Origin of the sequence: Mycobacterium sp. ELW1 (genome assembly GCF_008329905.1) — a bacterium.
Taxonomy (GTDB): domain Bacteria; phylum Actinomycetota; class Actinomycetes; order Mycobacteriales; family Mycobacteriaceae; genus Mycobacterium.
This window is the reverse complement of record NZ_CP032155.1, coordinates 2,638,566-2,661,570: the sequence shown is the minus strand read 5'-3', so window position 1 is coordinate 2,661,570 and position 23,005 is coordinate 2,638,566. Positions and strand designations below refer to the sequence as shown.

The following is a 23,005-nucleotide window of genomic DNA, read 5'->3' as shown; positions in this document are numbered from 1 at the left end:
TCATACGTGTCCCGCCTCCGTACCGGTCTGCGCCTTCGCCAACGCCTCGAGCTGCTTGGTGGTCAACTTCCGGGAGATGCCGCGGGAGAAGTACTTCTCCAGGTAGTACTGCCCCACCATCAGCACGCTGGTGATCACCAGGTACCACGTCGCGGCCACCAGCAGCATCGGCACCGGCTCGAAGGTTCGGGCCGCGATCTCCCGCGAGGCAATGCTGTACAGGTCATAGGAATACGGCACGGCCGTCACCAGCGATGTGGTCTTCAGCATGCTGATGACCTCGTTGCCGGTCGGCGGGATGATGACCCGCATCGCCTGCGGAAGCACGGTGCGGCGCATCGTCATCCCCCACGACATGCCCAGCGCGGTCGAGGCCTCCGACTGCCCTTCGGGCACCGAGGTGATGCCGGCTCGGATGATCTCGGCCATGTAGGCGGCCTCGTTGAGGCCGAGACCGATGACCGCGAGCAGGAACGGGATGGACAGGTTCTGCAGGTCGAGATGGAAGAACGACGGCCCGAACGGCACCCCCAACTGGATGTGCTGATAGATCGTCGGGATCAGACCCCAGAACACCAGCTGCACCTACACCGGTGTGCCGCGGAAGATCCACAGGAAAACCCATGCCACCGAACCGAATACGGGGTTCGGCGACAATCGCATCACCGACAGGATCACACCGAGCACGATGCCGAGCACCATCGCATACACCGTCAGCTGCAGGGTGTTGAAGACACCGAGCATTATTCGGTCGTTGAACAGGTACTCGCCGTACGTGGACCAGCCGTAGGCCGGGTTGGTGGCCGCCCCGTAGATGAAGAGGCCGACCAGGACGATGATGACGACCGCCCCCACCCACCGCCAGGGATGACGAAGCGGTACTGCGTTGATGGCAGATGGAGCCGACTCGTCGACAGCCATATCGGTTAGCTGGTCCCCCCGTTGATGACCGGCTTGGTGATCATTCCGGCTTCGACACCCCAGTTGCTGGCGATCGTCTTGTAATCACCGGTCTCGATGAGGTGTTCGAGCGCCTTCTGCAGGGACGCGGCCAACGGCGATCCCTTGGCGACCGGCCAACCGTACGGAGCCGAGTCGAAGATCTCACCGGCGGCTTCGAGCTTGCCGTTGCTCTGCTTGATGGCGTACGCGGTCACCGGCGAGTCCGCCGACATGGCGTCGGCCTGGCCGAGTACCACCGCGTTGGTGGCGGCGTCCTGCCCGTCGAACTTCAGGATCTCGATGGCCGGCTTACCTGCATCGGTGCACGCCTTGCTCTTCTTGGGGAGCTCGTCGGTTTCCTCGGTGGTGGTCGCCTGCACGGCGACCTTCTTGCCGCACGCGTTGTTCGGGTCGATCGGCGAGCCGGGCCGCTGCGCCCACATGATGCCCGCGTTGAAGTAGTCGACGAAGTCCACCGACTGCTGGCGTTCCTTGGTGTCGGTGAACGACGACATTCCGACGTTGAAGGTGCCCTGCTGGATCGAGGGGATGATCTTGGCGAAGTCCGCTTCGCGGAAGTCGGCCGTCAACCCCAAGGTGGACGCGATGGCGTTCATCAAGTCGACGTCGAAGCCGACGATCTTGCCGCTGGAATCCTTGAATTCGTTGGGCGCGTAAGGGATGTTCACCCCGACGACCAGCTTGCCCGACTTCTTGATGTCGTCGGGAACAGTCGCGGCGATCTCGTCGACCTTCTGCGCCTTGGCCGCCGTGGTCGCGGTCGACGGACCTGCGCCAGAGTCACTCTTGCTGCTGCAGCCGGACAGGGCCATGGCACCCGCTACGGCTACCACTCCGGCAATGCGACACCATTTCTGCACGGTTGCCTCTTTCTGTTGACTGCATCCCGGGCCGTCCTGCCCGAAACATAGTGGCCTCATCCGGGTTTTGTACTCCCGGTAACGGAACAGTAGTAGCACCGTAACCATCTGGCAGCGGATCCACAGGTACGCACAGCTAGCGTGGCCCGTCGTGCCTGACCTGAATCGCGTCCACTTCGTCATCATGGACGGCCCCACGGCCCAGACCCTCGCGCAGGTGCTGCCGGTGCTGCTGCTGAGCCTGATGGTGGAAGTCCGCCGGACCCGGTTGCACCGTTCGGCGGCCCGGCGGTTCCTCGGCGTCTTCTTTCTGTTCTTCGCTGTCGCCGAGACCGTGATGGTGCTGTCCATCGACGGCGAGGTCTACCCGTTCCAATGGTCCGATCTGATCGCCGCGCTGCTGATTTTCGGACTGATCACCATGCTGTACTGGCTGTCACTGCACGAACGCGGTGACGACGACGACGCTCTTTGATGTCAATTCACCCGGTGAACTGCTCAAATACCGTCGATCGTCAAACTGCTGTGCAACACTTCCGGCCATGACAACCACCTCTGCCCCGCCGCTTCTGCCGCATCTGTGGAAGTCGGTCCTGCTGTCGGGCGTTCTGTCGCTCGTCCTCGGCATCCTCGTACTCGTCTGGCCGGGAATCTCGATCCTCGTCGCCGCGATCTTCTTCGGCGCCTACCTACTGGTGACCGGCATCTCGCAGGTGTTCCACGCCTTCACCCTGCACGTGTCGGCCGGTGGCCGGGTCATGCTGTTCATCAGCGGTGCCGCGGCCCTGATCCTGGCGGTGCTGTGCTTCCGCAGCATCCAGAACTCCATTCTGCTGCTGGCGATCTGGATCGGCGTGGGCTTCATCTTCCGCGGCGTCGCCACCGCAGTGTCCGCGATCAGCGATCCGGACACCCCCGGCCGCGGCTGGGAGATCTTCGTCGGCGTCATCAGCCTCATCGCCGGCATCGTCGTGCTGGCGTCACCGTTCCCGTCGCTGGCCACGCTGACCCTCGTGGTGGGCATCTGGCTGGTCGTGCTCGGGGTGTTCGAGGTGGTGGCTTCCTTCGGAATCCGCAAGGCCTCGAACAACCTCGGCGAACGAATCGCCGCCGCAGCTCCCTAGGATTCTCATCACAAAGGCCAAAAGGCCCTAGCGCGAACGGCGCGGATCACTACTACACTTCGTCGTAGATAGGCGATCCGCGCCTTTCTCGTTGGTTGGAGAGTTCCGCGATGAGCGCTCTTGACGTGTCCCGGTGGCAATTCGGAATCACGACGGTCTACCACTTCATTTTCGTCCCGTTGACCATCGGGCTGGCGCCGCTGATCGCTGTCATGCAGACGATCTGGGTGCTCACCGACAACCCGGCCTGGTATCGGCTGACCAAATTCTTCGGCAAGATCTTCCTGATCAACTTCGCCATCGGTGTCGCCACCGGCATCGTCCAGGAGTTCCAATTCGGGATGAACTGGAGCGAATACTCCCGCTTCGTCGGCGATGTGTTCGGCGCACCGCTGGCGCTGGAGGGCCTGGTCGCGTTCTTCCTGGAGTCGACGTTCATCGGGCTGTGGATATTCGGCTGGACCCGACTCCCCCGCTGGCTACACCTGACGTCTATCTGGCTGGTGGCCATCGCGGTCAACCTGTCGGCGTTCTTCATCATCACCGCGAATTCGTGGATGCAGCACCCGGTGGGCACCCGGTTCAACCCGCAGACCGGTCGCGCCGAACTGCAGAGCATCGTCGAGTTGTTCACCAACAACACCGGAGTCGCCGCCTTCTGGCATGCGGTCACGGCCTCATTCCTCACCGCCGCAACGTTCGTGGCGGCCGTGTGCGCGTGGTGGATGGTGCGGTCCAAAGGCAGTCCGGACGCGGTCGCGCTGTACCGCCCGGGCGCGATCCTGGGTTCACTGGTGGCGCTGGTCGCCTGTGTCGGTTTGTTTTTCACCGGCGACGTGCAAGGCAAGCTGATGTTCCACCAGCAGCCGATGAAGATGGCTGCCGCGGAATCGTTGTGCCACACCGAAACCGATCCGGACTTGTCTCTTCTGACCGTCGGAACGCACAACAACTGCGACAGCATCACCCGCGTCATCGAAGTGCCCTTCGCGCTGCCGTTCCTGGCCGAGGGCAAGTTCAGCGGCGTGACGTTGCAGGGCACCAACGACCTTCAGCAGCAATACGAACAGAAGTTCGGTCCCGGCTGGTACGTGCCCAATCTGTTCGTCACCTACTGGGCGTTCCGCGCGATGATCGGCCTGATGGCGGTGCCGTTGCTGTTCGCACTGGCCACGCTGTGGCTGACGCGCCGCGGCCGGGTGCCCGGCGGTCGCTGGTACTCGCGTTTCGCGCTGTGGACCATTCCGACGCCGTTTCTGGGCGCCATCGCCGGCTGGGTGTTTACCGAGATGGGCCGTCAGCCTTGGGTGGTCGCGCCCAATCCCGACGGCGATCAGCTGGTACGGCTGACCGTTCGGCAGGGCGTGTCGCTGCACGGAGCGGGACTGGTGTGGGTGTCGTTGATCTCGTTCACCCTCATTTACGCGGTGCTGGCGGTGATCTGGTTCTACCTGGTCCGCCGCTATGTCACCGCGGGCCCGCTCGAGCACGACGCCGAACCGGCGCCGCCCACCCCACCCGGGGACGACGAAGTCGCACCCCTATCGTTCGCCTACTGAGGAGCCGACCATGGGGCTGCAACAGATTTGGTTCGTGATCGTGGCGGTGCTGTTCCTGGGCTTTTTCGTCCTGGAGGGCTTCGACTTCGGCGTCGGCATGGTGATGGCGTGGCTGGGCCGAATCGGCAAGGGAGACGCAGAGACTCATCGTCGGGCGGTGCTGAACACGATCGGCCCGGTCTGGGACGGCAACGAGGTGTGGCTGATCACCGCCGGCGGAGCCATGTTCGCGGCGTTCCCGCACTGGTATGCCACGGTGTTCTCCACGCTGTACCTGCCGCTGCTGGTGATCCTGCTGTCGATGATCGCGCGGATCGTGGCCATCGAATGGCGCGGCAAGATCGACGATCCGAAGTGGCGCCGCTGGTGCGACATCGGCATCGCGACCGGGTCCTGGCTGCCGGCGATCCTATGGGGTGTCGCGTTCGCGATCCTGGTCAACGGACTGCCGGTGGGCCCGGACAAGAACGTCGCCGACCTCGCGGTGTCCGACGTGCTGAACCCGTACACCTTGCTCGGTGGGCTGGCCACCTGCTCGCTATTCCTGTTCCACGGCGCGGTGTTCCTGGCCCTCAAGAGCGGCGGCGCGGTGCGCGGCGATGCCGTCGGGCTGGCCCGCACGCTCAGCGTGCCCGCGACCGTGCTGGTCGCCGCGTTCGGCGTGTGGACGCAACTGGCGCACGGTAAGCCGTGGACCTGGGCGGTGCTGGCCATCGCGGTGATCGCCCAACTGGCCGCCGTCGCGGCCGCGTGGGGCGCGCGGGAAGGCTGGGCGTTCCTGGCGACTACGGTCGTCGTGGCCGCGGTGGTGACATTGCTGTTCGGGTCCCTGTACCCCAACCTCGTGCCGTCGACCATCAACCCGGCCTATGACCTGACGATCTACAACGGTTCGTCCAGTCCGTACACCCTGAAGGTGATGACCTGGGCGGCCGCGATATTCACTCCGATCGTGCTGATCTACCAGGGCTGGACGTATTGGGTGTTCCGCAAACGCGTCTTCGCCGAGTCGATTCCGAAGTCCGTCGGCCTGCCACTGAGGCGCGTGCCCTGAGCTCCCAGCGCCGGCCGGGCCCGCTGGACCCACGTCTGTGGCGGGCTTCTTCGGCTGTGCGCCGGTATCTGGTGGCCACAGTCGGCTGCGGAACGCTGATCGCGGGCTGCGCGATCGCCGGCGCCGTGATCCTCGGCCATCTGGTGGCCGGTGTCATCACCGACCCGGCCACCCGCAGCCTCGGACATTGGCGCGCCGAACTGGCGATCCTGGCCGGGCTCTGGCTGTTTCGGGCACTGGTCCTCCTGCTGCAGGGCCGACTCGGTCAGCGCGGCGCCAGCGCGGTGATCGCCGACCTCGGCGGCCGGGTGCTGCGTACGGTGACCGCGCTGCCCCCCGGTGCGCGCGACGCCCAGCGCGACGAGGCGGCAACCGTGATCACCAGCGGGCTCGACGGTCTGCGCCCGTATTTCACCGCGTATCTGCCTGCGCTGTTCCTGGCAGCGATCCTCACACCGGCCACCGTTGTGGTGATCGCGTTCAACGACTTTCAGTCCGCGGTGATCGTGCTCGTCGCCCTGCCACTGATCCCGATCTTCATGGTGCTGATCGGGCTGGCCACCGCGGAGCGATCGGCCGCGGCTCTGGCGGCGATGACCACACTGCAGGCCCGGCTGCTGGATCTCATCGCAGGCATCCCCACCCTGCGCGCCCTCGGCCGCGCCGACGGACCGGCGCAGCGCATCATCACACTCAGTGCCGCCCATCGCCGTTCGGCCATGGCGACCTTGCGCATCGCGTTCCTGTCGGCACTGGTACTCGAACTCATCGCCACCCTGGGTGTCGCCCTGGTCGCGGTCAGCATCGGACTGCGACTGGTATACGGCGAGATGAGCCTGGCCGCCGGATTGACCGTGTTGTTGCTGGCGCCCGACGTGTTCTGGCCGCTGCGCCGAGTCGGCGTCGAGTTCCACGCCGCGCAGAACGGAAAGGCGGCTTCCGACAAAGCATTCGCCTTGATAGAGCAGAATCCCGCGCCGTTGGAGGGCACCGGCACCGTCGATGCGGCCGGCGCGGAAATCGTCCTCGACGCCGTGAGCGTCGCCGGCCGGGACGGGATGTCACCGCACCGGCTGTCCGGCCGCATTCTGCCGGGCAGCGTCACCGTGCTCACCGGCGCCAACGGCGCAGGCAAGACCACCACGCTGCTCGCGATAGCCGGACTGGTCAGCCCCACCGACGGTCGGATCACCGTCGACGGTATCGACGTCGACGACCTGGACCGGCCGGCCTGGTGGCGGCAGCTGTCCTGGCTGGCTCAACGCCCGGTGATCATTCCGGGCACCGTCGCAGAGAACCTGGCACTGTTCGGCGCACTCACCGATCCTCAAGCCGCCTGCGACGCAGCCGGTTTCACCGAGGTGGTGGCCGCACTACCCGACGGCTGGGACACCGTGCTGGGCCGTGGCGGGGTGGGGTTGTCCCTGGGGCAACGCCAGCGGTTGGGCCTGGCCCGGGTACTCGGGTCCCGCGCGCCTGTGCTGCTGCTCGACGAACCGACCTCGCATCTGGACGAGGCCACCGAAGAGACTGTGCTGCACGCGATCCACGATCGCGCAGCAGGCGGATCCACCGTCGTGGTGGTCGCACATCGAGACAGTCTGGTCCGGATCGCCGACCACGTCATCGCGGTGGAGGCCGATCACCATGCCCGTGTTTGACCGGCTCCGGCTGCTGCTGGCCATCGCGCTCGGCACGTTGGCACTGGGCAGCGCATTGGCCCTGGCGGGGGTCTCCGCGTGGCTGATCACCCGTGCGTGGCAGATGCCGCTGGTGCTGGACCTGTCGATCGCCGTGGTGGCGGTGCGGGCACTGGGCATCTCGCGCGGGCTGTTCGGCTACTGCGAGCGGTTGGCGTCTCACGACACCGCGCTACGGGCGGCGGCCGGTGCCCGTGCCGAGATCTACCGCCGTCTGGCCCACGGCCCGGCCGACATCACGGCACGGCTGCACAGCGGTGAGCTGCTGACCCGGGTCGGCGCCGACGTGGACACGCTCGCCGACGTCGCGGTTCGCGCTGCGGTCCCGGTCGGCGTCGCGACCGTACTCGGCGTCGCCGCCACCACCGTCATCGCGATGATCTCCCCCGCCGCCGCCCTCGTCCTCGCGGTGTGCCTGCTCATCGCGGGTGTGCTCGCACCGGCATTGGCTGCACGCGCCGCGCGGGCGCAGGAAGCCGTCGCCCGCGCGCAACAATCCGACCGTGACATTGCCGCGGTCACCGCGCTCGAGCATGCCGCCGAGCTACGGGTGGCCGGCCGATTACCGGCCCTGATCGCCGAAGCCGAACAGCGCCAGCGGGATTGGGGCTCGGCGATCGACCGCGCGGCGGCACCCGCCGCCGCGGCGGCCGCGGTCCCGACCCTGGCGATCGGAGCCAGCGCGATCGGGGCCGTCGTCGCCGGTATCGGCATCGCCGCACACACCGCTCCCACCACGCTGGCGGTGCTGATGTTGTTGCCACTCTCGGCGTTCGAGGCCACCGTCGCCCTTCCGGGCGCGGCGGTCGCCCTGACTCGCGCCCGCATCGCCGCGGCGCGCCTGCGCGAGCTGCTGCCGGCGGGAGCCACTCAATCTGATGTGGTCGTCACCCCACTGGCCACGACACCGGTGCTGGCGGCCGACCTTCGTGCCGGTTATCCCGGCGGGCCGGCGGGTCACCATGTCGCGCTGACGCTGCAACCCGGTGCCCGGCTGGCGATCACCGGGCGCAGCGGCTCGGGGAAGACCGCACTGCTGATGACGCTGGCCGGGCTGCTGCCACCGATCGACGGGGCGGCGACCATCGACGGCGTTCCGACCGGCGAGCTCACTGAATCCGAATTGCGCAGCGCTGTTTGCTATTTCGCCGAAGACGCACATCTGTTCAACACCACCGTCCGGGACAATCTGTTGGTGGCGCGCGGCGACCGCACCGATGACGAGCTCACGGACGCGTTGACCGCGGTGGGCCTCGACGAGTGGCTGGCCGCGCTGCCCGAGGGACTGGGCACGGTGCTGATCGGCGGTGCGGCCGCGGTATCAGCCGGGCAACGTCGCCGGCTGCTGCTGGCCCGGGCGTTGCTGTGCTCGGCACCGATCGTGCTCCTCGACGAACCGACCGAACATCTCGATGCCGCCGACGGGCAACGCATCCTGAACGCGTTGCTCGACGGCCGCCTGCTCGGGGCGCACCGCACCGTGGTGGTCGCCAGTCATCAACTTGGTATCGACATCACCTGTCCGCGACTATCGATCGGCGACGGCGGGTAACGTGCAATCCATGACTGAGCCCCCAGAGCAGGCACCTCAGCAGCCCACCCCGCCCCCGCAGGGGGCACCGCCACCTCCTCCCCCCGGCTATCCCGCTCCCTCGTACGGCCAGTATCAGGGCGGCTACCCGCCGCCTCCGCCGCAGCCGTATGCCGGTTACGTGCCACCGCCCACCGGCCCCCGCAACGGCCTGGGCGTCACCGCCCTGGTGGTCGCGATCGTCGCGCTGCTGTCGTCGTTCTCCGTGGTCGGCGGCGTCATCCTGGGCATCGTCGCGGTGATCATCGGCTTCGCCGGCCGCAGCCGCGTCAAGCGCGGCGAAGCCAACAACGGCGGCGTCGCACTCGCCGGCGTCATCCTCGGTTTCCTCGCGATCATCGTCGGCCTGGCGTTCATCGCCGTGTGGGTCGGTGTGTTCAAAGAGGTCGGCGCCACCGACTACATCGACTGCCTGCAGAAGGCCGGCCAGGACCAGCAGCAGGTTCAGCAGTGCGCCGACGAATTCAAGCAGTCCGTGGAGAACAAGTTCAGCGTCACCTTGACGCCGACGCCGTAGCCGACGCCTTAAGGCAGCTGCCGCCGCCGCGGCAGGAACTCCAGCGACAGCAGTATCACCAGCAGCGGCAGCACCTGCCTCAGCGACAGCAACACGTACCGGCGATCGCCGAGGGCGTGGAACTTGCGCAAGTACCGGTACAGCGACTCCAACGCGATCAGCGAGTCGCCCAGATGGATCGCCGTGTAGAAAAACGCGCTGACCGCTCCCCGCTGCTTCTGATTGAAGATTTCCGGGAACGCCGCGAATGCCAGCGAAAGCCGTTGCGCTCCTTGCGCTTTCATCGCGTTTATCATGTCGACGGACAACCGCTCGTCGATGCCGTTCGGGGCACCGCGGCGCCGCCACGGAACGTCGAGTGTGATGTCGCTGCCGGCACCGGCGACCGCATAGCGGTGAAATCCCTGCACCCGGCCCGCCCGGTCGCGCGCGATGATCAGCAGGATGCCGGGATAGCGACCGGTCAGCGTGCCATCGAGAATCATCGAGAAACCGCGCTCGGTGCGCGACCCCTTGGCCGACGACAGCAACACGTCGGTGAGCTCTGCCAGCCGACGGTCGTCGAGTTCGGATTCGGCGACGATCTCGGTGCTGATCCCGAAATTGTGGGTGCGCTGCACGGCCTGACGAAGGTTGCGAAACTTGCGGCCCACCATGTCGAAGGACGGCACGTCGATCACCACGTCGCGGCCGATCGGAACCGGTCGCAGGGTCTGCCCGATCACCGCGGGATCCCGCCACAGTTCGAGCCTGCGCTCGCTGCAGCCCAGCACCACCACCCGCCAGCCGCGGGTGTGGCACATGCCGGTGAACTCGCCGATCAGCTCCTCGAACCGGCGTTCGTCACCGATCGGGTCACCGCTGACCACGGCGTATCCCAGCCGGGTGCGGTAGGCGATCGCGGCGGTGCCATCGGCGCTGAAGAAGTAGCTCTTGAGGTTCTGCATCGCGAACGGCGCCACCGGGTCACCACTGGTCGCGTCGACCAGGGCCCACACCCCGGCCAGCTGCGACGGATCCGGTCGCGCGGTCGTCGGCCACATCAGCAGCAGCCCGGAGGACGCGATCAGCACGTCGCCGGTGAGGTCGAAGGCCAGCAGGTGGGCGGCGAAACCGGCGAGCACCGCCGCCGCGGCGGCGATCGCGTGCGCGGCGGTCACCGGCCTGCCGAGGAAGATTCCCCGCGCGATCAACGCGACGGCAGCCAGGATCGTCAGCGACCACGCCACCCGGCCGTCGGTGTGCCAGTCGGTGTGGTGGTGGTGCGCGCGGACCATCAGCACGGCGAGCCAGCTGGTCGCGATCAGCAAAGCCAGCGCGCCCACCCAGCGCGCGGCCAGGGTGTCGACATTCACGACAACCCGTTCCCTTGCGCGCACACGCTGCGCGACCTGAACCGGCGGCTCGGTCACGTGACCGACGATACGCCTTCTATCAGGCATTTCCGGGGAAGTGCTTGACGATGCCCTCCTGCGTGACGGTGGCCACCACCTCCCCGGTCGGGTTGAAGAAGTGGCCGGTGCCCAGGCCGCGGGACTCCGCGGCGACCGGAGAATTCGTCGAATAGAGCACCCAATCGGAGAAGTCGACCTGCCGGTGGAACCACAGCGAATGGTTGACCGTGACCGCGAAGATGCGATCCCAGCCCCAGGACAGGCCGTGGGTGGTGATGATCGAATCCAGGATCGTGGTGTCGGACGAATAGATCATCGCGGCGGTGTGCAGCGTCGGATCGTCCGGCATCGCGCCATCGGCCTTGAGCCACACCTGATTTGCGGTCAGCATGCCGTTCTTCTCGCGCATGATCCACGATGGGTCGTTGGTGTAGCGCCACTCGATGGGCCGCAGCGCGGCGACGAATCCGGGCACCACTTTCTCGTACCCGACGAGCAGCTCGTCGATCGTGGGCAGCGTCTCCGGCGCGGGCAGGTCGGGCATCGGGGTGTTGTGTTCGAGGCCGCTGCCCGCCGACAGGTACGACACCAGGGCGGTGGCGAGCAGCGTGCCGTTCTGGATGGCGTCGACACGCCGGTTGGCGAACCGCCGCTCGTCACGCAGCCGGACGACATGAAACTCGATGTCGGACTCCGGATCGCCGCCGGCGATGAAATGCACCGACAGCGCGCTCGGAGCGATGTCGTGACGGAGAGTGCGGGAGGCCGCCACGAAAGCCTGGGCCATCAGCTGCCCGCCGAAGGTGCGCGGCGGGTTCTTGTGCGGATGTGCGCCGACGAACAGGTCGTCGCCGACCGGGGAGAGATCGAGAATGGCCAGCAGCTCGTCGAGGTCCGCGTTGGCCAAGAGTTCTCTCCCTAGTGGTCGTCCTCCCCGATCCGGTGGACGTGGATCAGGTTTGTCGAGCCTACTGTGCCCGGCGGGGCACCTGCGACGATGATCACGAGGTCACCGCGCTTGTACCGGCCCAACTCGAGCATCGAGCGGTCGACCTCGCGGATCATGTCGTCGGTGGTTTCCATGTGCCCGACGATGAAGGTCTCGGTGCCCCAGGTCAGCGCCAGCTGGCTGCGCACCTCCGGCAGTGCGGTGAACGCCAGCAGCGGCAACGGCGTGTGCAACCGGGCCAGCCGGCGCACCGTGTCCCCGGACTGGGTGAACGCGACCAGGGCCTTGGCATCCAGCCGCTCACCGATGTCGCGAGCGGCATAGGAGATGACGCCGCGCTTGGTGCGCGGGACGTGGGTCAGCGGCGGGGCCGCCGTCGAGTTCTCCTCGACCGCACCGATGATGCGAGCCATCGTCCGCACCGCCTCCAGCGGGTACTTGCCGACCGAGGTCTCTCCGGACAGCATGACCGCGTCGGCACCGTCCAGCACGGCGTTGGCGACATCGGAGGCCTCGGCCCGGGTGGGCCGGGAGTTCTCGATCATCGACTCGAGCATCTGGGTGGCCACGATCACCGGCTTGGCGTTCTCCCGGGCCATTTGAATGGCCCGCTTCTGCACCAGCGGAACCTCTTCGAGCGGCAATTCGACGCCGAGGTCGCCGCGGGCCACCATGACGGCGTCGAAGGCCAGCACGATCGCTTCGAGATTGTCGATCGCCTCCGGCTTTTCCAGCTTGGCGATCACGGGGACGCGACGGCCGACCCGGTCCATCACCTCGTGCACCAGCTCGACGTCGGCGGGTGAGCGCACGAATGACAGCGCCACCAGGTCCACACCCAGGCGCAGCGCGAACTCGAGGTCCTCGATGTCCTTCTCGGACAGCGCAGGCACCGACACGTTCATCCCGGGCAGTGACAGGCCTTTGTTGTTGCTGACCGGGCCACCCTCGGTGACCATGCACACCACGTCGTCACCGTCGATGTGCTCGACGACGAGCGCCACCTTGCCGTCGTCGACCAGCAGCCGATCGCCCGGCTGAGCGTCCCTGGCGAGGTTGTGATAGGTCGTCGACACCCGGTCGTGGTTGCCCTCGAAGTGCTCGACAGTGATCCGCACCGTCTCACCGTTGGCCCAGTACGTCGGACCGTCGGCGAAGCGGCCCAGCCTGATCTTGGGGCCCTGCAGGTCGGCGAGGATCCCGACGGCACGGCCGGTCACATCGGATGCCAGGCGAACCCGCTTGTAGGCCGCCTCATGATCGACATAGTCGCCGTGGCTGAAGTTCAGGCGGGCTACGTCCATGCCGGCGTCGACCAAAGCTCTCACCGACTCATCGGTGCTGGTAGCCGGACCGAGCGTACAGACAATCTTCCCGCGTCTACTCACGACGACTCAGCATAGTCGCGGTTCATGGGCATCTCGACCGATACAGATGGCGGCGGCACGCTATTCACTCAGCCGACGGCCAATGGCAATTGGTGCGGCCGTACCGGCTCCGGGAGATCCGACTCACCCATGAGATAGGCATCGACCGCGTGGGCGGCGGCGCGCCCCTCGGCGATCGCCCACACGACCAGCGAGGCACCGCGGTGGGCGTCGCCGCACACGAAGACGCCGGGCGCGTCGGTCTGCCAGTCCGATCCGCAGCTGATGACCCCGCGCGGGCTCAACGCGAGGCCGAGCTCGTCGAGCAGTGTCATGTGTTCGACACCTTCGAAGCCGATCGCCAGCAGGGCCAGATCGCACGGAATCTCCATGGAATCCCCGACCGGTGTGATGACCCGCCGCCCGTCGACCCGCTCGACCTTCACCTCGGCGATCTCCAGCGCGCGCAGGTTGCCGTCGCCGTCACCGACGAACCGCTGGACCGCGACCTGATAGTGGACGGTGCCGCCCTCGGCGTGCGCGGGCGACGTACGCAGCACCAGCGGCCAGGTGGGCCACGGGGTCAGCTCCTCGTTGCGGACGTCCGGCGGTTGCGGGTTGTAGTCCAGCTGGGTCACCGATGCTGCGCCCTGGCGGTGTGCGGTGCCCAGGCAGTCGGCTCCGGTGTCGCCGCCGCCGATGATCACCACATGCTTGTCCTTGGCAGACAACGGCGACGGCCCGTCGCCCTCGCACTCCCGGTTGGCTGGGACCAGATGCTCCATCGCCAGGTGGACACCGGCCAGATGACGGCCCTCGACGTCGTTGTCGCGACCGCGCAACGCACCGACGGCCAGTACGACGGCGTCGAACCGGTTGCGCAGCTCCTCGACCGAGATGTCAACCCCGACTTCGCATTCGGTGACGAAACGTGTTCCCTCGGCGCGCATTTGGGCCAACCGCTGGTTCAGCGTGGCCTTCTCCAACTTGTACTCGGGGATTCCGTAGCGCAATAGACCGCCCAGTCGATCGTCGCGCTCGTAGACGGTGACGTGATGACCGGCACGGGTCAGCTGCTGGGCTGCCGCCAGTCCCGCGGGTCCGGAGCCGACGATCGCGACGTTGCGACCGGTGCCGATCGCGGCGGGCTGCGCCTCGACGATGCCGAGCCGCCAGGCCTGGTCGACGATGGTGTTCTCGATCCGTTTGATCGTCACGCTGCCGCCGGTCTGCTCCTCGCCGATCGACAGCACGCAGGCCGCTTCGCACGGTGCCGGGCACAGCCGGCCGGTGAACTCCGGGAAGTTGTTGGTGGCATGCAGGCGTTCGCTCGCGGCGTCCCAGCGGCCGCGGCGCACCAGGTCGTTCCACTCCGGGATCAGGTTGCCCAGTGGACACCCCGCAGTTCCCGAGTGGCAGAACGGGATTCCGCAGTCCATGCAGCGGCGGGCCTGCTGGGACACCTCTGCGGCGCGTTCTTCGGGATCCTGACGCTCGTACACCTCGCGCCAGTCACCGATCCGCTCGTCGACGGTCCGTTTGGCGGCCTCGATCTTCGGAACCTTCAGAAATCCGGTCGGATCAGCCACGTGTCGCCTCCATGATCGCGGTGTCCACGTCACGCCCCTCCGCCTTGGCCATCCGGGTGGCCTCCAGCACCTTCCGGTAGTCGGTGGGCATGATCTTGGTGAATTGTGCGCTGCGCCTTGGCCAGTCCGAGAGCACCGAACGGGCCAGCGTGCTGCCGGTGTACCGGGCGTGGCGAGCCACGACGTCGTGCAGCCATTCCAGGTCGTCGGGGTCCGGGGCGTGCAGCTCGACCATTGCCGTGTTGACCATGGCCGGGTCAAGACCCAGGACGTAGGCGATGCCGCCGGACATTCCGGCCGCCATGTTGCGGCCGGTCCGGCCCAGCACGACGACGCGCCCGCCGGTCATGTACTCGCAGGCGTGGTCCCCCACGCCCTCGGTCACCGCGAGCGCACCGGAGTTGCGGGCGGCGAATCGCTCCCCGACCCGGCCACGCAGGTACACCTCTCCCGAGGTCGCCCCGTACAGCAGGGTGTTGCCGGCGATCACGTTGTCCTCGGGCAGGAACAGGACGTCGTCGGGCGGCCGGACGATCACCCGGCCACCGGAAAGTCCTTTGCCCACATAGTCGTTGGCGTCGCCGATCAGGTCGAGGGTGATGCCGGGCGGCAGGAATGCGCCGATGGACTGGCCGGCCGAGCCAGTGAGCGTGATGTGGATGGTGTCATCCGGCAGACCCTGGGCGCCGTAGCGGCGGGTGACCTCCGATCCCAGCAGGGTGCCGACGGTGCGGTTGACGTTGCGAACCGGCAGTTCCAGCCGCACCGGGTGGGCGTCCTCCAGCGCACCCTCGGCCAGCGCAATGAGCGTTTGGTCGAGAGCGTGCTCCAGGCCGTGTTCCTGATCCCGCAGCCGCCGCCGCTGGGGCAACGCACCGCCGTGCGCGTCGGTGGGCACCGCGAAGATCGGGCTCAGGTCCAGGCCCTTGGTCTTCCAGTGCTCCACCCCGTCGTCGGTGTCGAGCACCTCCGCGTGGCCGACGGCCTCGTCGATGCTGCGGAAACCCAGCTCGGCCAGCATCACCCGGACGTCGTCGGCGATGAACCGGAAGAAGTTCTCGACGAACTCCGGCTTGCCGTTGAAACGTGCTCGCAGTTCCGGGTTCTGGGTGGCCACCCCGACCGGGCAGGTATCGAGGTGGCAGACCCGCATCATGATGCAACCGGCCACCACCAACGGCGCGGTGGAGAAGCCGAATTCCTCCGCGCCGAGCAGTGCGGCGACCATGACGTCACGCGCGGTGCGCAGACCGCCGTCGCACTGCACGGTGATGCGATCGCGAAGCCCGTTGAGCACCAACGTCTGCTGGGTGTCGGCGAGGCCGATCTCCCATGGCGCGCCGGCGTGCTTGAGGCTGGTCAGCGGTGCCGCGCCGGTGCCGCCGTCGTATCCGGAGATCAGTACGACATCGGCGTGCGCCTTGGACACCCCGGCCGCCACCGTCCCGACCCCGACCGAGCTGACCAGCTTGACGTGGATCCGGGCCTGCGAGTTGGCGTTCTTGAGGTCGTGGATCAGTTGCGCCAGGTCCTCGATGGAGTAGATGTCGTGGTGCGGTGGCGGCGAGATCAAGCCCACACCCGGTGTGGAGTGGCGGGTCTTGGCGATGTTGGGATACACCTTGAAGCCGGGCAGCTGCCCGCCCTCGCCGGGCTTGGCGCCCTGGGCCATCTTGATCTGGATATCGGTGGCGTTGACCAGATAGTCACTGGTGACACCGAATCGGCCGGACGCCACCTGTTTGACGGCGCTGCGCCGGCGCAGGTCGTAGAGCCGGTCTTCGTCTTCGCCACCTTCACCGCTGTTGGAGCGCCCGCCCAGGTTGTTCATGGCGATCGCCATGGTCTCGTGAGCTTCCTGCGAGATGGAGCCGTAGCTCATGGCGCCGGTGTTGAAGCGGGTGCAGATGGCCTCAACGGACTCCACCTCATGCAGCGGAACCGGCGGCCGCAGACCCTTCTTGAAGCTGAACAGGCCGCGCAACGTACCGCCCTCGCGGGACAGCCGGTTGACTTCCTCGGAGTACTTGGCGAACACCTCGCCCTGCCCGGTCCGGGTCGAATGCTGAAGCAAGAAGACCGTTTCCGGGGTGAACAGGTGCAGCTCGCCCTCGCGGCGGAACTGGTATTCGCCACCGACTTCGAGGCGGCGATGCACCCGCTCGGTGGGGTTCTCCGGGTAGGCGCGGCGGTGCCGCTGCTTGACCTCGTCGGCGAGTACGTCGAGACCGACACCGCCGAGTTGACTGACAGTGCCCGTGAGGTACTCGTCGACCACGTCCTTCGACAGCCCGATGGCCTCGAAAGCCTGTGCGGCCGTGTATGACCCGACGGTCGAGATGCCCATCTTGCTCATCACCTTCATGACACCCTTACCGAGTGCCTTGAGGTAGTTGCGGACGGCGGTGCCCGCATCAATGCCGGTGAGTTCGCCCTCGCGGATCAGGTCCTCGATCGACTCGAACGCCAGATAGGGGTTGACCGCGGCTGCACCGTATCCGATCAGAAGCGCGATGTGGTGCACCTCGCGGGCGTCACCGCTTTCCACCACCAGCGCGACCATGGTGCGCTGCTTGGTCCGGACCAGGTGGTGGTGCACCGCGGCGACCGCCAGCAGCGACGGGATCGGCGCGCGGGTGTGGTCGGAGTCCCGGTCGGAGATGACCAGGGTGCGTGCGCCTTTGGCGATCGCATCGGACGCCCGGTGGCGCAGTTCCTCGATGGCCTCGGCCAGGCCTTCCCCGCCGCGCTCGACGTCGTAGAGCGACCGCAGCACGGCGGACTTGAGCCCCGGCTGCTCCCCGTCGTCGTTGATGTGGACGATCCGGTTCAGCTCGTCGTTGTCCAGAACCGGCCAGTGCAGCAGGATCTGGCGGCAGGAGGCCGCCGTCGGCTCGAGCAGGTTCTGTTCGGGACCCATGACGCGGGCCATCGAGGTGACGATCTCCTCGCGGATGGCGTCCAGCGGCGGGTTCGTCACCTGGGCGAACAGTTCGACGAAGTAGTCGTAGAACAGCTTGGGGCGCTGGGACAGAACGGCCACCGGGGTGTCGGTGCCCATCGACCCGAGCGGCTCCTGACCGGAGGCCGCCATCGGGGTGAGCATGATCCGCAGGTCTTCTTCGGTGTAGCCGAACGCGACCTGGCGCCGCACCACCGATTCGTGGTTCGGCGAGACCCGGGTCCGGGTCGGCAGGGTCGTCAGATCCAGCAGGCCGGCGTGCAGCCATTCGGCGTAGGGCTGTTCGGCGGCGAGCTGACCCTTGATCTCGTCGTCGCTGACGATCCGCCCGGCGGCGGTGTCGATCAGAAACATCTTGCCCGGCTCCAACCGGCCCTTGGCCACCACTTCGCCCGGCGGGATGTCCAGCACGCCGCTTTCACTGGCCAGGATCACCCGGTCGTCGATGGTGCGCCACCACCGGCCGGGCCGTAAGCCGTTGCGGTCCAGCACCGCTCCCACCACGGTGCCGTCGGTGAACGTCACACAGGCCGGTCCGTCCCACGGCTCCATCAGCGAGGCGTGGTACTGGCAGAACGCCCGCCGGGCCGGAGCAAGAGTGGTGTTGTTCTCCCACGCCTCGGGGATCATCATCATCACGGCGTGCGGCAGACTGCGGCCGCCGAGGTGCAGCAGCTCGAGCACCTGGTCGAAGGACGCGGAGTCCGATGCGTCCGGAGTGCAGATCGGCGAAAGCCGGCTCAGGTCACCGGGAATCATGGCGCTGGCGAGCATGGCTTCCCGGGCGTGCATGCGGTTGCGGTTGCCCCGCACGGTGTTGATTTCGCCGTTGTGCGCCACGAACCGGAAGGGGTGTGCCAGCGGCCAGGATGGAAAGGTGTTGGTGGAGAAGCGGCTGTGCACGATCGCGATCGCGCTGCGGCAGCGTTCGTCGCGCAGGTCGGGAAAGTATTGCGGCAGCTGCATTGTGGTGAGCATGCCCTTGTAGGCGATGGTGCGGCTGGACAGCGACGGGAAGTAGACGCTGTCGGGCCCCTGCTCGGCGCGCTTGCGCAACGGGTAGACCAGGCGGTCGAGGTCGATTCCGCCGGCCCGGTGACCGTTTCGCTCGGGAGCGGCCACGAACAGCATCGACATGTGCGGCATGCAGCCCAGCGCGGTGGCGCCGACTTCGGCGCCGTCCGGGTCGACCGGCACGGCCCGCCACCCGAGTACCTCCAGGCCCTCCTCCTCGGCGATCGCCTCGACCCGGCTGACGGCGGCGTGCCGAGCGAACGGATCCATCGGCAGGAAGCAGATGCCGGCGGCAAAGGTGTTGCAGCCAGCGGTCTTTGGCTCGGGAAGATCGAACTCCACGACAGCGGAGAGCAGTTCGACCGGTAGTTGCAGCAGGATCCCGGCGCCGTCACCGCTGTTGGGTTCGGCACCGGCGGCGCCGCGGTGTTCGAGGTGTTCGAGTGCCGTCAGCCCATCGGCGACGATCTGGTGCGACCGTCGACCTTGGATGTCGGCCACCATCGCCACACCGCACGAGTCGGACTCGTGCCGGGGTCGTAGAGACCCTGCGCTTCGGGAAGTGCCGAGAACAGCATTCCACGCTCCTCCGCGGTCGGTCATGCGGCGGAAAGCTGCTGTGCGCGACGTGCGCGTGATGAGTGGCCTTACCGCAGTCTGACGTGTGATGTCTGGGACTGCACCGGCCCGATATTCGAGTTCCGAGTGTATCAGCGTGCCCGCGGCATCACTGCCCAATAATTGTGGGCACCAGCGGGAAGCCCGGCAGGTTCCGGATCACCGTCCAGCTGATCGCCGCGACGGCGATCACGACGATCACCGACAGCGGAAACGCCCGCTCCCCTCGCCGGATCCGCCAGATCGCCCAGAGGGCCAGCAGCGGCAGACCGATGAGGAGGAACACGTTGTCGACGACAGCGGCGGCGACGTCACCGTGCAGCAGATCGTGGGTCATCCGCAGGCCACCGCACGCCGGGCAGTTCCAGCCGGTGAGCAACCGGAACGGGCATGGTGGAAACAGGGAGCCGGGCCGGTGCGGGTCGGCGATGCCGACATAGGTGAGAGCACCGAGCGCCAGCACACCCGTAGCGACCCCGGTGTACAGCCGGGTTCTGCCAGGTTGGTCGACGCTACCCATCACGCAGGGGGCGCCCCTGCGGGTCGCGCACCTTGTCGGTGAGGATCATGACGCCGTCGATGATCCCCCAGATGACCGCGCCGATCCCGCAGGTGACGAGGCCGACGAGCAGTTGGGCGATCCCGAGCCCGGTGTAGCCGAGGTAGATGCGGCCGATCCCGACCAGACCGAACAGTCCGAGCAGCTGCAGCAGCCCGGCGACGATCTTGGATTTGTCCGACAGCGGTTCACCGGTGACCGGGTGGCGGCCGAAGGGGGCTGAGGGATCCACGTAGCCACCCGGGCCCGGATACTGCGGAGGCATCGGGTAATTCGGCGGGGCCTGATAATTCGGCGGGGCCGGGTAGTTGGGCGGCGGGGCGCCCTCGGTGCCTCCGAACTGCGGCTCAGTCATGCCCCACAGCATGCCAGAGCGAGGCCCCACCGAGAAGGGAACTAATTTTACGGATACGTCAGTTCACCGGCTGGCGGGCCAATAATCTCTCCGGTCATGAACCGCTACTTCTCGATCGCACTCGGCGCGCTGACCGCCGGAACCATGACCATCGGGCTCGGCTGCGGGACAGCGGAGGCCAGTTGCGCATCGGTGCTCGGCTTCGGCAACAGTGCACAGTGCACCAGCAGTCCGACCACGATTGCGATCGCGCTCGGGTCGGCGGCGTCAGCGCGCGCCGAGGGCGGCCTCGGCGCCGCGCTTGCCCTCGGCGACGGGGCCTTCGCCGGCGCGTTCGGCTGGTTCGGATCTGCGACTGCGCTCGGCAACAGCAGTAAGGCGGTCGCCACCAGTCTGGGCCTGGCGCTGTCGGTCGGGCCCAACGCCGACACCCACGCCGGCGCGGCGCCCACGGAAGTGTTGAATCTCGCGGTCTCCATCGGAAGCTCCAACGCCGAAGCCCTGGGCGTCGCGAACGTCGCGGTGAACCTGTTCGGCGGCGGGTCCGAGGTGCTGAGTTTCGGCAACGGCAATGCCGCCTTCAACACCGGCGACCAGAGCTTTGTCCATGCTTTCGGCACGCTCAGTAGCGCGACCAACCTCGGGACGTACAACGCGTTCGTCACGACCACCCCGCAAGGCGCGGCGAACTCGGTTTTCAGTGTGTTGGGCTCGAATAACAAGGTTCAGGCCGGTAACGGCCCCGTGGCGGTCGCCGGGGCATTGTTCACCAGCAACCAGTTCCTGCTGAGGTCCGGACCCGGCTTCAACATCAACGGAGTCAAAGCAGGCGGCGCTGCCGCCACCCCGCCCGCCGCCGCAACGGGCGCGAAGCACACTGCGGCCAAAGGCGTTGCCGGCAGCAAGCGGGAACGCACTCCTAGGTGAGCGGCGTCATCTCCTGGAGCATGGTCGGCACCAGCTCGCTGACGGTCGGGTGGATGTGCATGGTGCGCGAGATCGTGGTGTAGGGCTTGTTGGCCGACATGATGTCGAGGATCGAATGGATGACCTCGTCGCCGCCGACCCCGAGGACCGCCGCGCCGAGGATCTCCTCGGTGTCGGCGTCGACGACGATCTGCATAAAGCCCTGGGTCTCACCCTTTTCCACCGCCCGGCCGACCCTGGTCATCGGCCGTCTGCCGACCAAGGCACGACGGCCGGACTTACGCACCTGGTCGACGGTCATGCCGGCCCGGCCCAGCGGCGGGTCGATGTAGAGCGCGTAGGTCGGTACCCGGTCGCTGACCCGGCGCGGATCGTCGTCGAGCAGGTTGGCCGCGACGATCTCGAAGTCGTTATAGGAGGTGTGGGTGAAGGCGCCCTTGCCGTTACAGTCCCCCATCGCCCAGATGTGCTCGGCGCTGGTGCGAAGTTGGTCGTCGACGACGATGTAGCCCCGGCCGTCGACCTCGACACCGGCCCGGTCCAAGCCCAGGTCATCGGTGTTGGGCTGGCGGCCCACGGCCACCAATAGGTGTGACCCGGCGATGGGCTTCGCCCCGTCGTACGGAATCACCTCGAAACCGTTGTCGCGCTTGATGAATCGCAGATCGGATGCGCCGGTGACGACCGTGATGCCCTCGGCGGTGAGGATGTCCTCGATGGCCGCCGAGACATCCTCGTCCTCGCGCGGCGTGAGCCGCGGCCCCCGCTCGAGCACGGTGACACGAGCGCCGAACCGCCGGTACATCTGGGCGAACTCCAGCCCGATGTAGCTACCGCCGACGATCACCAGGTGTTCGGGAATCGTGTCGAGTTCCAGGATGCCGACATTGGTCAGGTAATCGATGCCGGACAGTCCCGGCAGCTCGGGCACCACCGCCCGGCCGCCGACGTTGAGGAAGATCCGGTCGGCTGTCAGGACATCGTCACCGACGCGAATGGTGTGCGGGTCCTCGAAGCGGGCGTGGCCGCGGATCAGCGTGCAGCCCGGCATGCCCTCGATCCACGATTCGACGCCACTGCGGTCGCCGAGCACGATTCCGTCCTTGCGCGCCTTGACTTTTGCCATATCGACCGACACTTCGCCGGTGGACACCCCGTAGTCAGCACCGCGGCGTGCGGTGTGGGCGGTGTGCGCGCTGGCGACCAGGGTCTTGGTCGGTATGCAGCCGGAGTTGACGCACGTTCCGCCGACGAGTTTGCGTTCGATCACCGCGACGGTCTGGCCGGCGTCCGTCAGCCGCCCGGCCAACGGCGGACCGGCCTGTCCGGCGCCGACGATGATCGCGTCGTAGTGGGCTGTCACAGAAGACTGACCAGATAGGCAACCAGGAAGCCACCGCCCACCGCGAGCACGTCCTCGGCGATCGCGACCGGAAGATCACGACCCCCGTTGGCCGCGACGAGGCGTGAGCGTGCCTCGTAGCCACCGAGGGTGCCCAGTACGGCGCCGATGATGCCGGCGCCCACGGAACTGAACGTGTGGAAGAAGGCGCTGCCGATCACCGCGCCGGCGAACGCACCGGTGAGCAGGCGGGTCAGAAACTGCGGTGTGGTCTTGCGGCTGGGCGTCTTCGGTAGCTGATCGGTGACGAGTTCGACGAACAACAGGACCGTCAGCACGGCCACGGTGATCCAGCTGCCCACCCACTCCGACCATTTGCCGGTGACATCGATCCACCCGAGAAACGCACCCCACGCCACGACCGCGGGGGCGGTCATCGCGCGCAGTCCGGCGACCACGCCGATCAGTAGGGCCAGCAACAGAACGAGAACGTGCGTCATGGCGGTCCTTCGGGCCGGTGGCAACTAAAGGGACGCTAACACGCAGCCGCCCGCCTGGCCG

General features: G+C 67.1%; 17 protein-coding genes and 2 pseudogenes. 8 read left to right on the top strand and 11 right to left on the bottom strand.

What is annotated here, in order from left to right; translation table 11 throughout:
* A pseudogene (locus D3H54_RS12370) lies at positions 1 to 921 on the bottom strand (amino acid ABC transporter permease).
* A gap of 5 nt (positions 922 to 926) precedes the next feature.
* Complete coding sequence (locus D3H54_RS12365) at positions 927 to 1,775, bottom strand: ABC transporter substrate-binding protein (protein WP_149383496.1); 849 nt, start codon at positions 1,773 to 1,775, stop codon at positions 927 to 929.
* Between the two features lie 199 nt (positions 1,776 to 1,974).
* Between D3H54_RS12365 and D3H54_RS12360 the strand changes: the two genes are divergently transcribed.
* The 7 genes from D3H54_RS12360 (at position 1,975) to D3H54_RS12330 (ending at position 9,368) form a co-directional block, all read left to right on the top strand.
* Positions 1,975 to 2,298, top strand: a complete 324-nt coding sequence (locus tag D3H54_RS12360; protein WP_286199218.1) for a hypothetical protein — start codon at positions 1,975 to 1,977, stop codon at positions 2,296 to 2,298.
* Positions 2,299 to 2,365: 67 nt separating this feature from the next.
* Positions 2,366 to 2,947 carry an HdeD family acid-resistance protein gene (locus tag D3H54_RS12355; protein ID WP_149379286.1) on the top strand — a complete coding sequence of 194 codons (582 nt, stop codon included), beginning with the start codon at positions 2,366 to 2,368 and terminating at the stop codon, positions 2,945 to 2,947.
* 110 nt (positions 2,948 to 3,057) lie between these two features.
* Positions 3,058 to 4,506, top strand: coding sequence for a cytochrome ubiquinol oxidase subunit I (locus tag D3H54_RS12350; RefSeq protein ID WP_149379285.1), 1,449 nt, complete (start codon positions 3,058 to 3,060; stop codon positions 4,504 to 4,506).
* Positions 4,507 to 4,516: 10 nt separating this feature from the next.
* The gene (gene cydB, locus D3H54_RS12345; protein ID WP_149379284.1) at positions 4,517 to 5,560 is read left to right on the top strand and encodes a cytochrome d ubiquinol oxidase subunit II; all 1,044 of its coding nucleotides are present in this window, start codon (positions 4,517 to 4,519) and stop codon (positions 5,558 to 5,560) included.
* Positions 5,561 to 5,616: 56 nt separating this feature from the next.
* Entirely contained in the window at positions 5,617 to 7,221 is a 1,605-nt protein-coding gene (cydD, locus tag D3H54_RS12340; protein WP_149379283.1) for a thiol reductant ABC exporter subunit CydD, read from the top strand.
* Entirely contained in the window at positions 7,208 to 8,812 is a 1,605-nt protein-coding gene (gene cydC / locus D3H54_RS12335) for a thiol reductant ABC exporter subunit CydC (protein ID WP_149379282.1), read from the top strand. The genes cydD and cydC overlap by 14 nt, the downstream gene beginning before the upstream one ends.
* 10 nt (positions 8,813 to 8,822) lie before the next feature.
* Positions 8,823 to 9,368: a DUF4190 domain-containing protein gene (locus D3H54_RS12330; RefSeq protein ID WP_149379281.1), complete on the top strand. Its 546-nt coding sequence runs from the start codon at positions 8,823 to 8,825 to the stop codon at positions 9,366 to 9,368.
* A gap of 8 nt (positions 9,369 to 9,376) precedes the next feature.
* Here the strand turns inward: D3H54_RS12330 and D3H54_RS12325 are convergent, their stop codons facing one another.
* The 7 genes and pseudogenes from D3H54_RS12325 to D3H54_RS12295 form a co-directional block, all read right to left on the bottom strand.
* On the bottom strand, positions 9,377 to 10,780 hold the full coding sequence (locus D3H54_RS12325) for a bifunctional lysylphosphatidylglycerol flippase/synthetase MprF (RefSeq protein ID WP_149379280.1): 1,404 nt from the start codon (positions 10,778 to 10,780) through the stop codon (positions 9,377 to 9,379).
* A 22-nt stretch (positions 10,781 to 10,802) separates the two neighbouring features.
* Positions 10,803 to 11,669, bottom strand: coding sequence for an acyl-CoA thioesterase (locus D3H54_RS12320; protein ID WP_149379279.1), 867 nt, complete (start codon positions 11,667 to 11,669; stop codon positions 10,803 to 10,805).
* Between the two features lie 11 nt (positions 11,670 to 11,680).
* Positions 11,681 to 13,099, bottom strand: coding sequence for a pyruvate kinase (pyk, locus tag D3H54_RS12315; RefSeq protein WP_149379278.1), 1,419 nt, complete (start codon positions 13,097 to 13,099; stop codon positions 11,681 to 11,683).
* A 68-nt stretch (positions 13,100 to 13,167) separates the two neighbouring features.
* A complete protein-coding gene (locus D3H54_RS12310; RefSeq protein WP_149379277.1) occupies positions 13,168 to 14,667 on the bottom strand; it encodes a glutamate synthase subunit beta in 1,500 nt (499 codons plus the stop codon).
* Positions 14,660 to 19,221 (bottom strand): annotated as a pseudogene (gltB, locus tag D3H54_RS12305) (glutamate synthase large subunit). Before gltB ends, D3H54_RS12310 begins: the two are co-directional and overlap by 8 nt.
* A 149-nt stretch (positions 19,222 to 19,370) precedes the next feature.
* Positions 19,371 to 19,781, bottom strand: coding sequence for a DUF2752 domain-containing protein (locus D3H54_RS12300; protein WP_149379276.1), 411 nt, complete (start codon positions 19,779 to 19,781; stop codon positions 19,371 to 19,373).
* A complete protein-coding gene (locus tag D3H54_RS12295) occupies positions 19,774 to 20,187 on the bottom strand; it encodes an NINE protein (RefSeq protein WP_149383494.1) in 414 nt (137 codons plus the stop codon). Before D3H54_RS12295 ends, D3H54_RS12300 begins: the two co-directional genes overlap by 8 nt.
* 84 nt (positions 20,188 to 20,271) lie before the next feature.
* Between D3H54_RS12295 and D3H54_RS12290 the strand changes: the two genes are divergently transcribed.
* Positions 20,272 to 21,102: a hypothetical protein gene (locus D3H54_RS12290; protein ID WP_149379275.1), complete on the top strand. Its 831-nt coding sequence runs from the start codon at positions 20,272 to 20,274 to the stop codon at positions 21,100 to 21,102.
* On the opposite strand, the gene D3H54_RS12285 is transcribed toward D3H54_RS12290, so the two are convergent.
* Both D3H54_RS12285 and D3H54_RS12280 read right to left on the bottom strand, forming a co-directional pair.
* A complete protein-coding gene (locus tag D3H54_RS12285) occupies positions 21,095 to 22,465 on the bottom strand; it encodes an FAD-containing oxidoreductase (RefSeq protein WP_149379274.1) in 1,371 nt (456 codons plus the stop codon). The genes D3H54_RS12290 and D3H54_RS12285 overlap by 8 nt on opposite strands.
* Positions 22,462 to 22,944, bottom strand: coding sequence for a DUF4126 family protein (locus tag D3H54_RS12280; protein ID WP_149379273.1), 483 nt, complete (start codon positions 22,942 to 22,944; stop codon positions 22,462 to 22,464). The genes D3H54_RS12285 and D3H54_RS12280 overlap by 4 nt, the downstream gene beginning before the upstream one ends.
* Between the last annotated feature and the right edge of the window lie 61 nt (positions 22,945 to 23,005).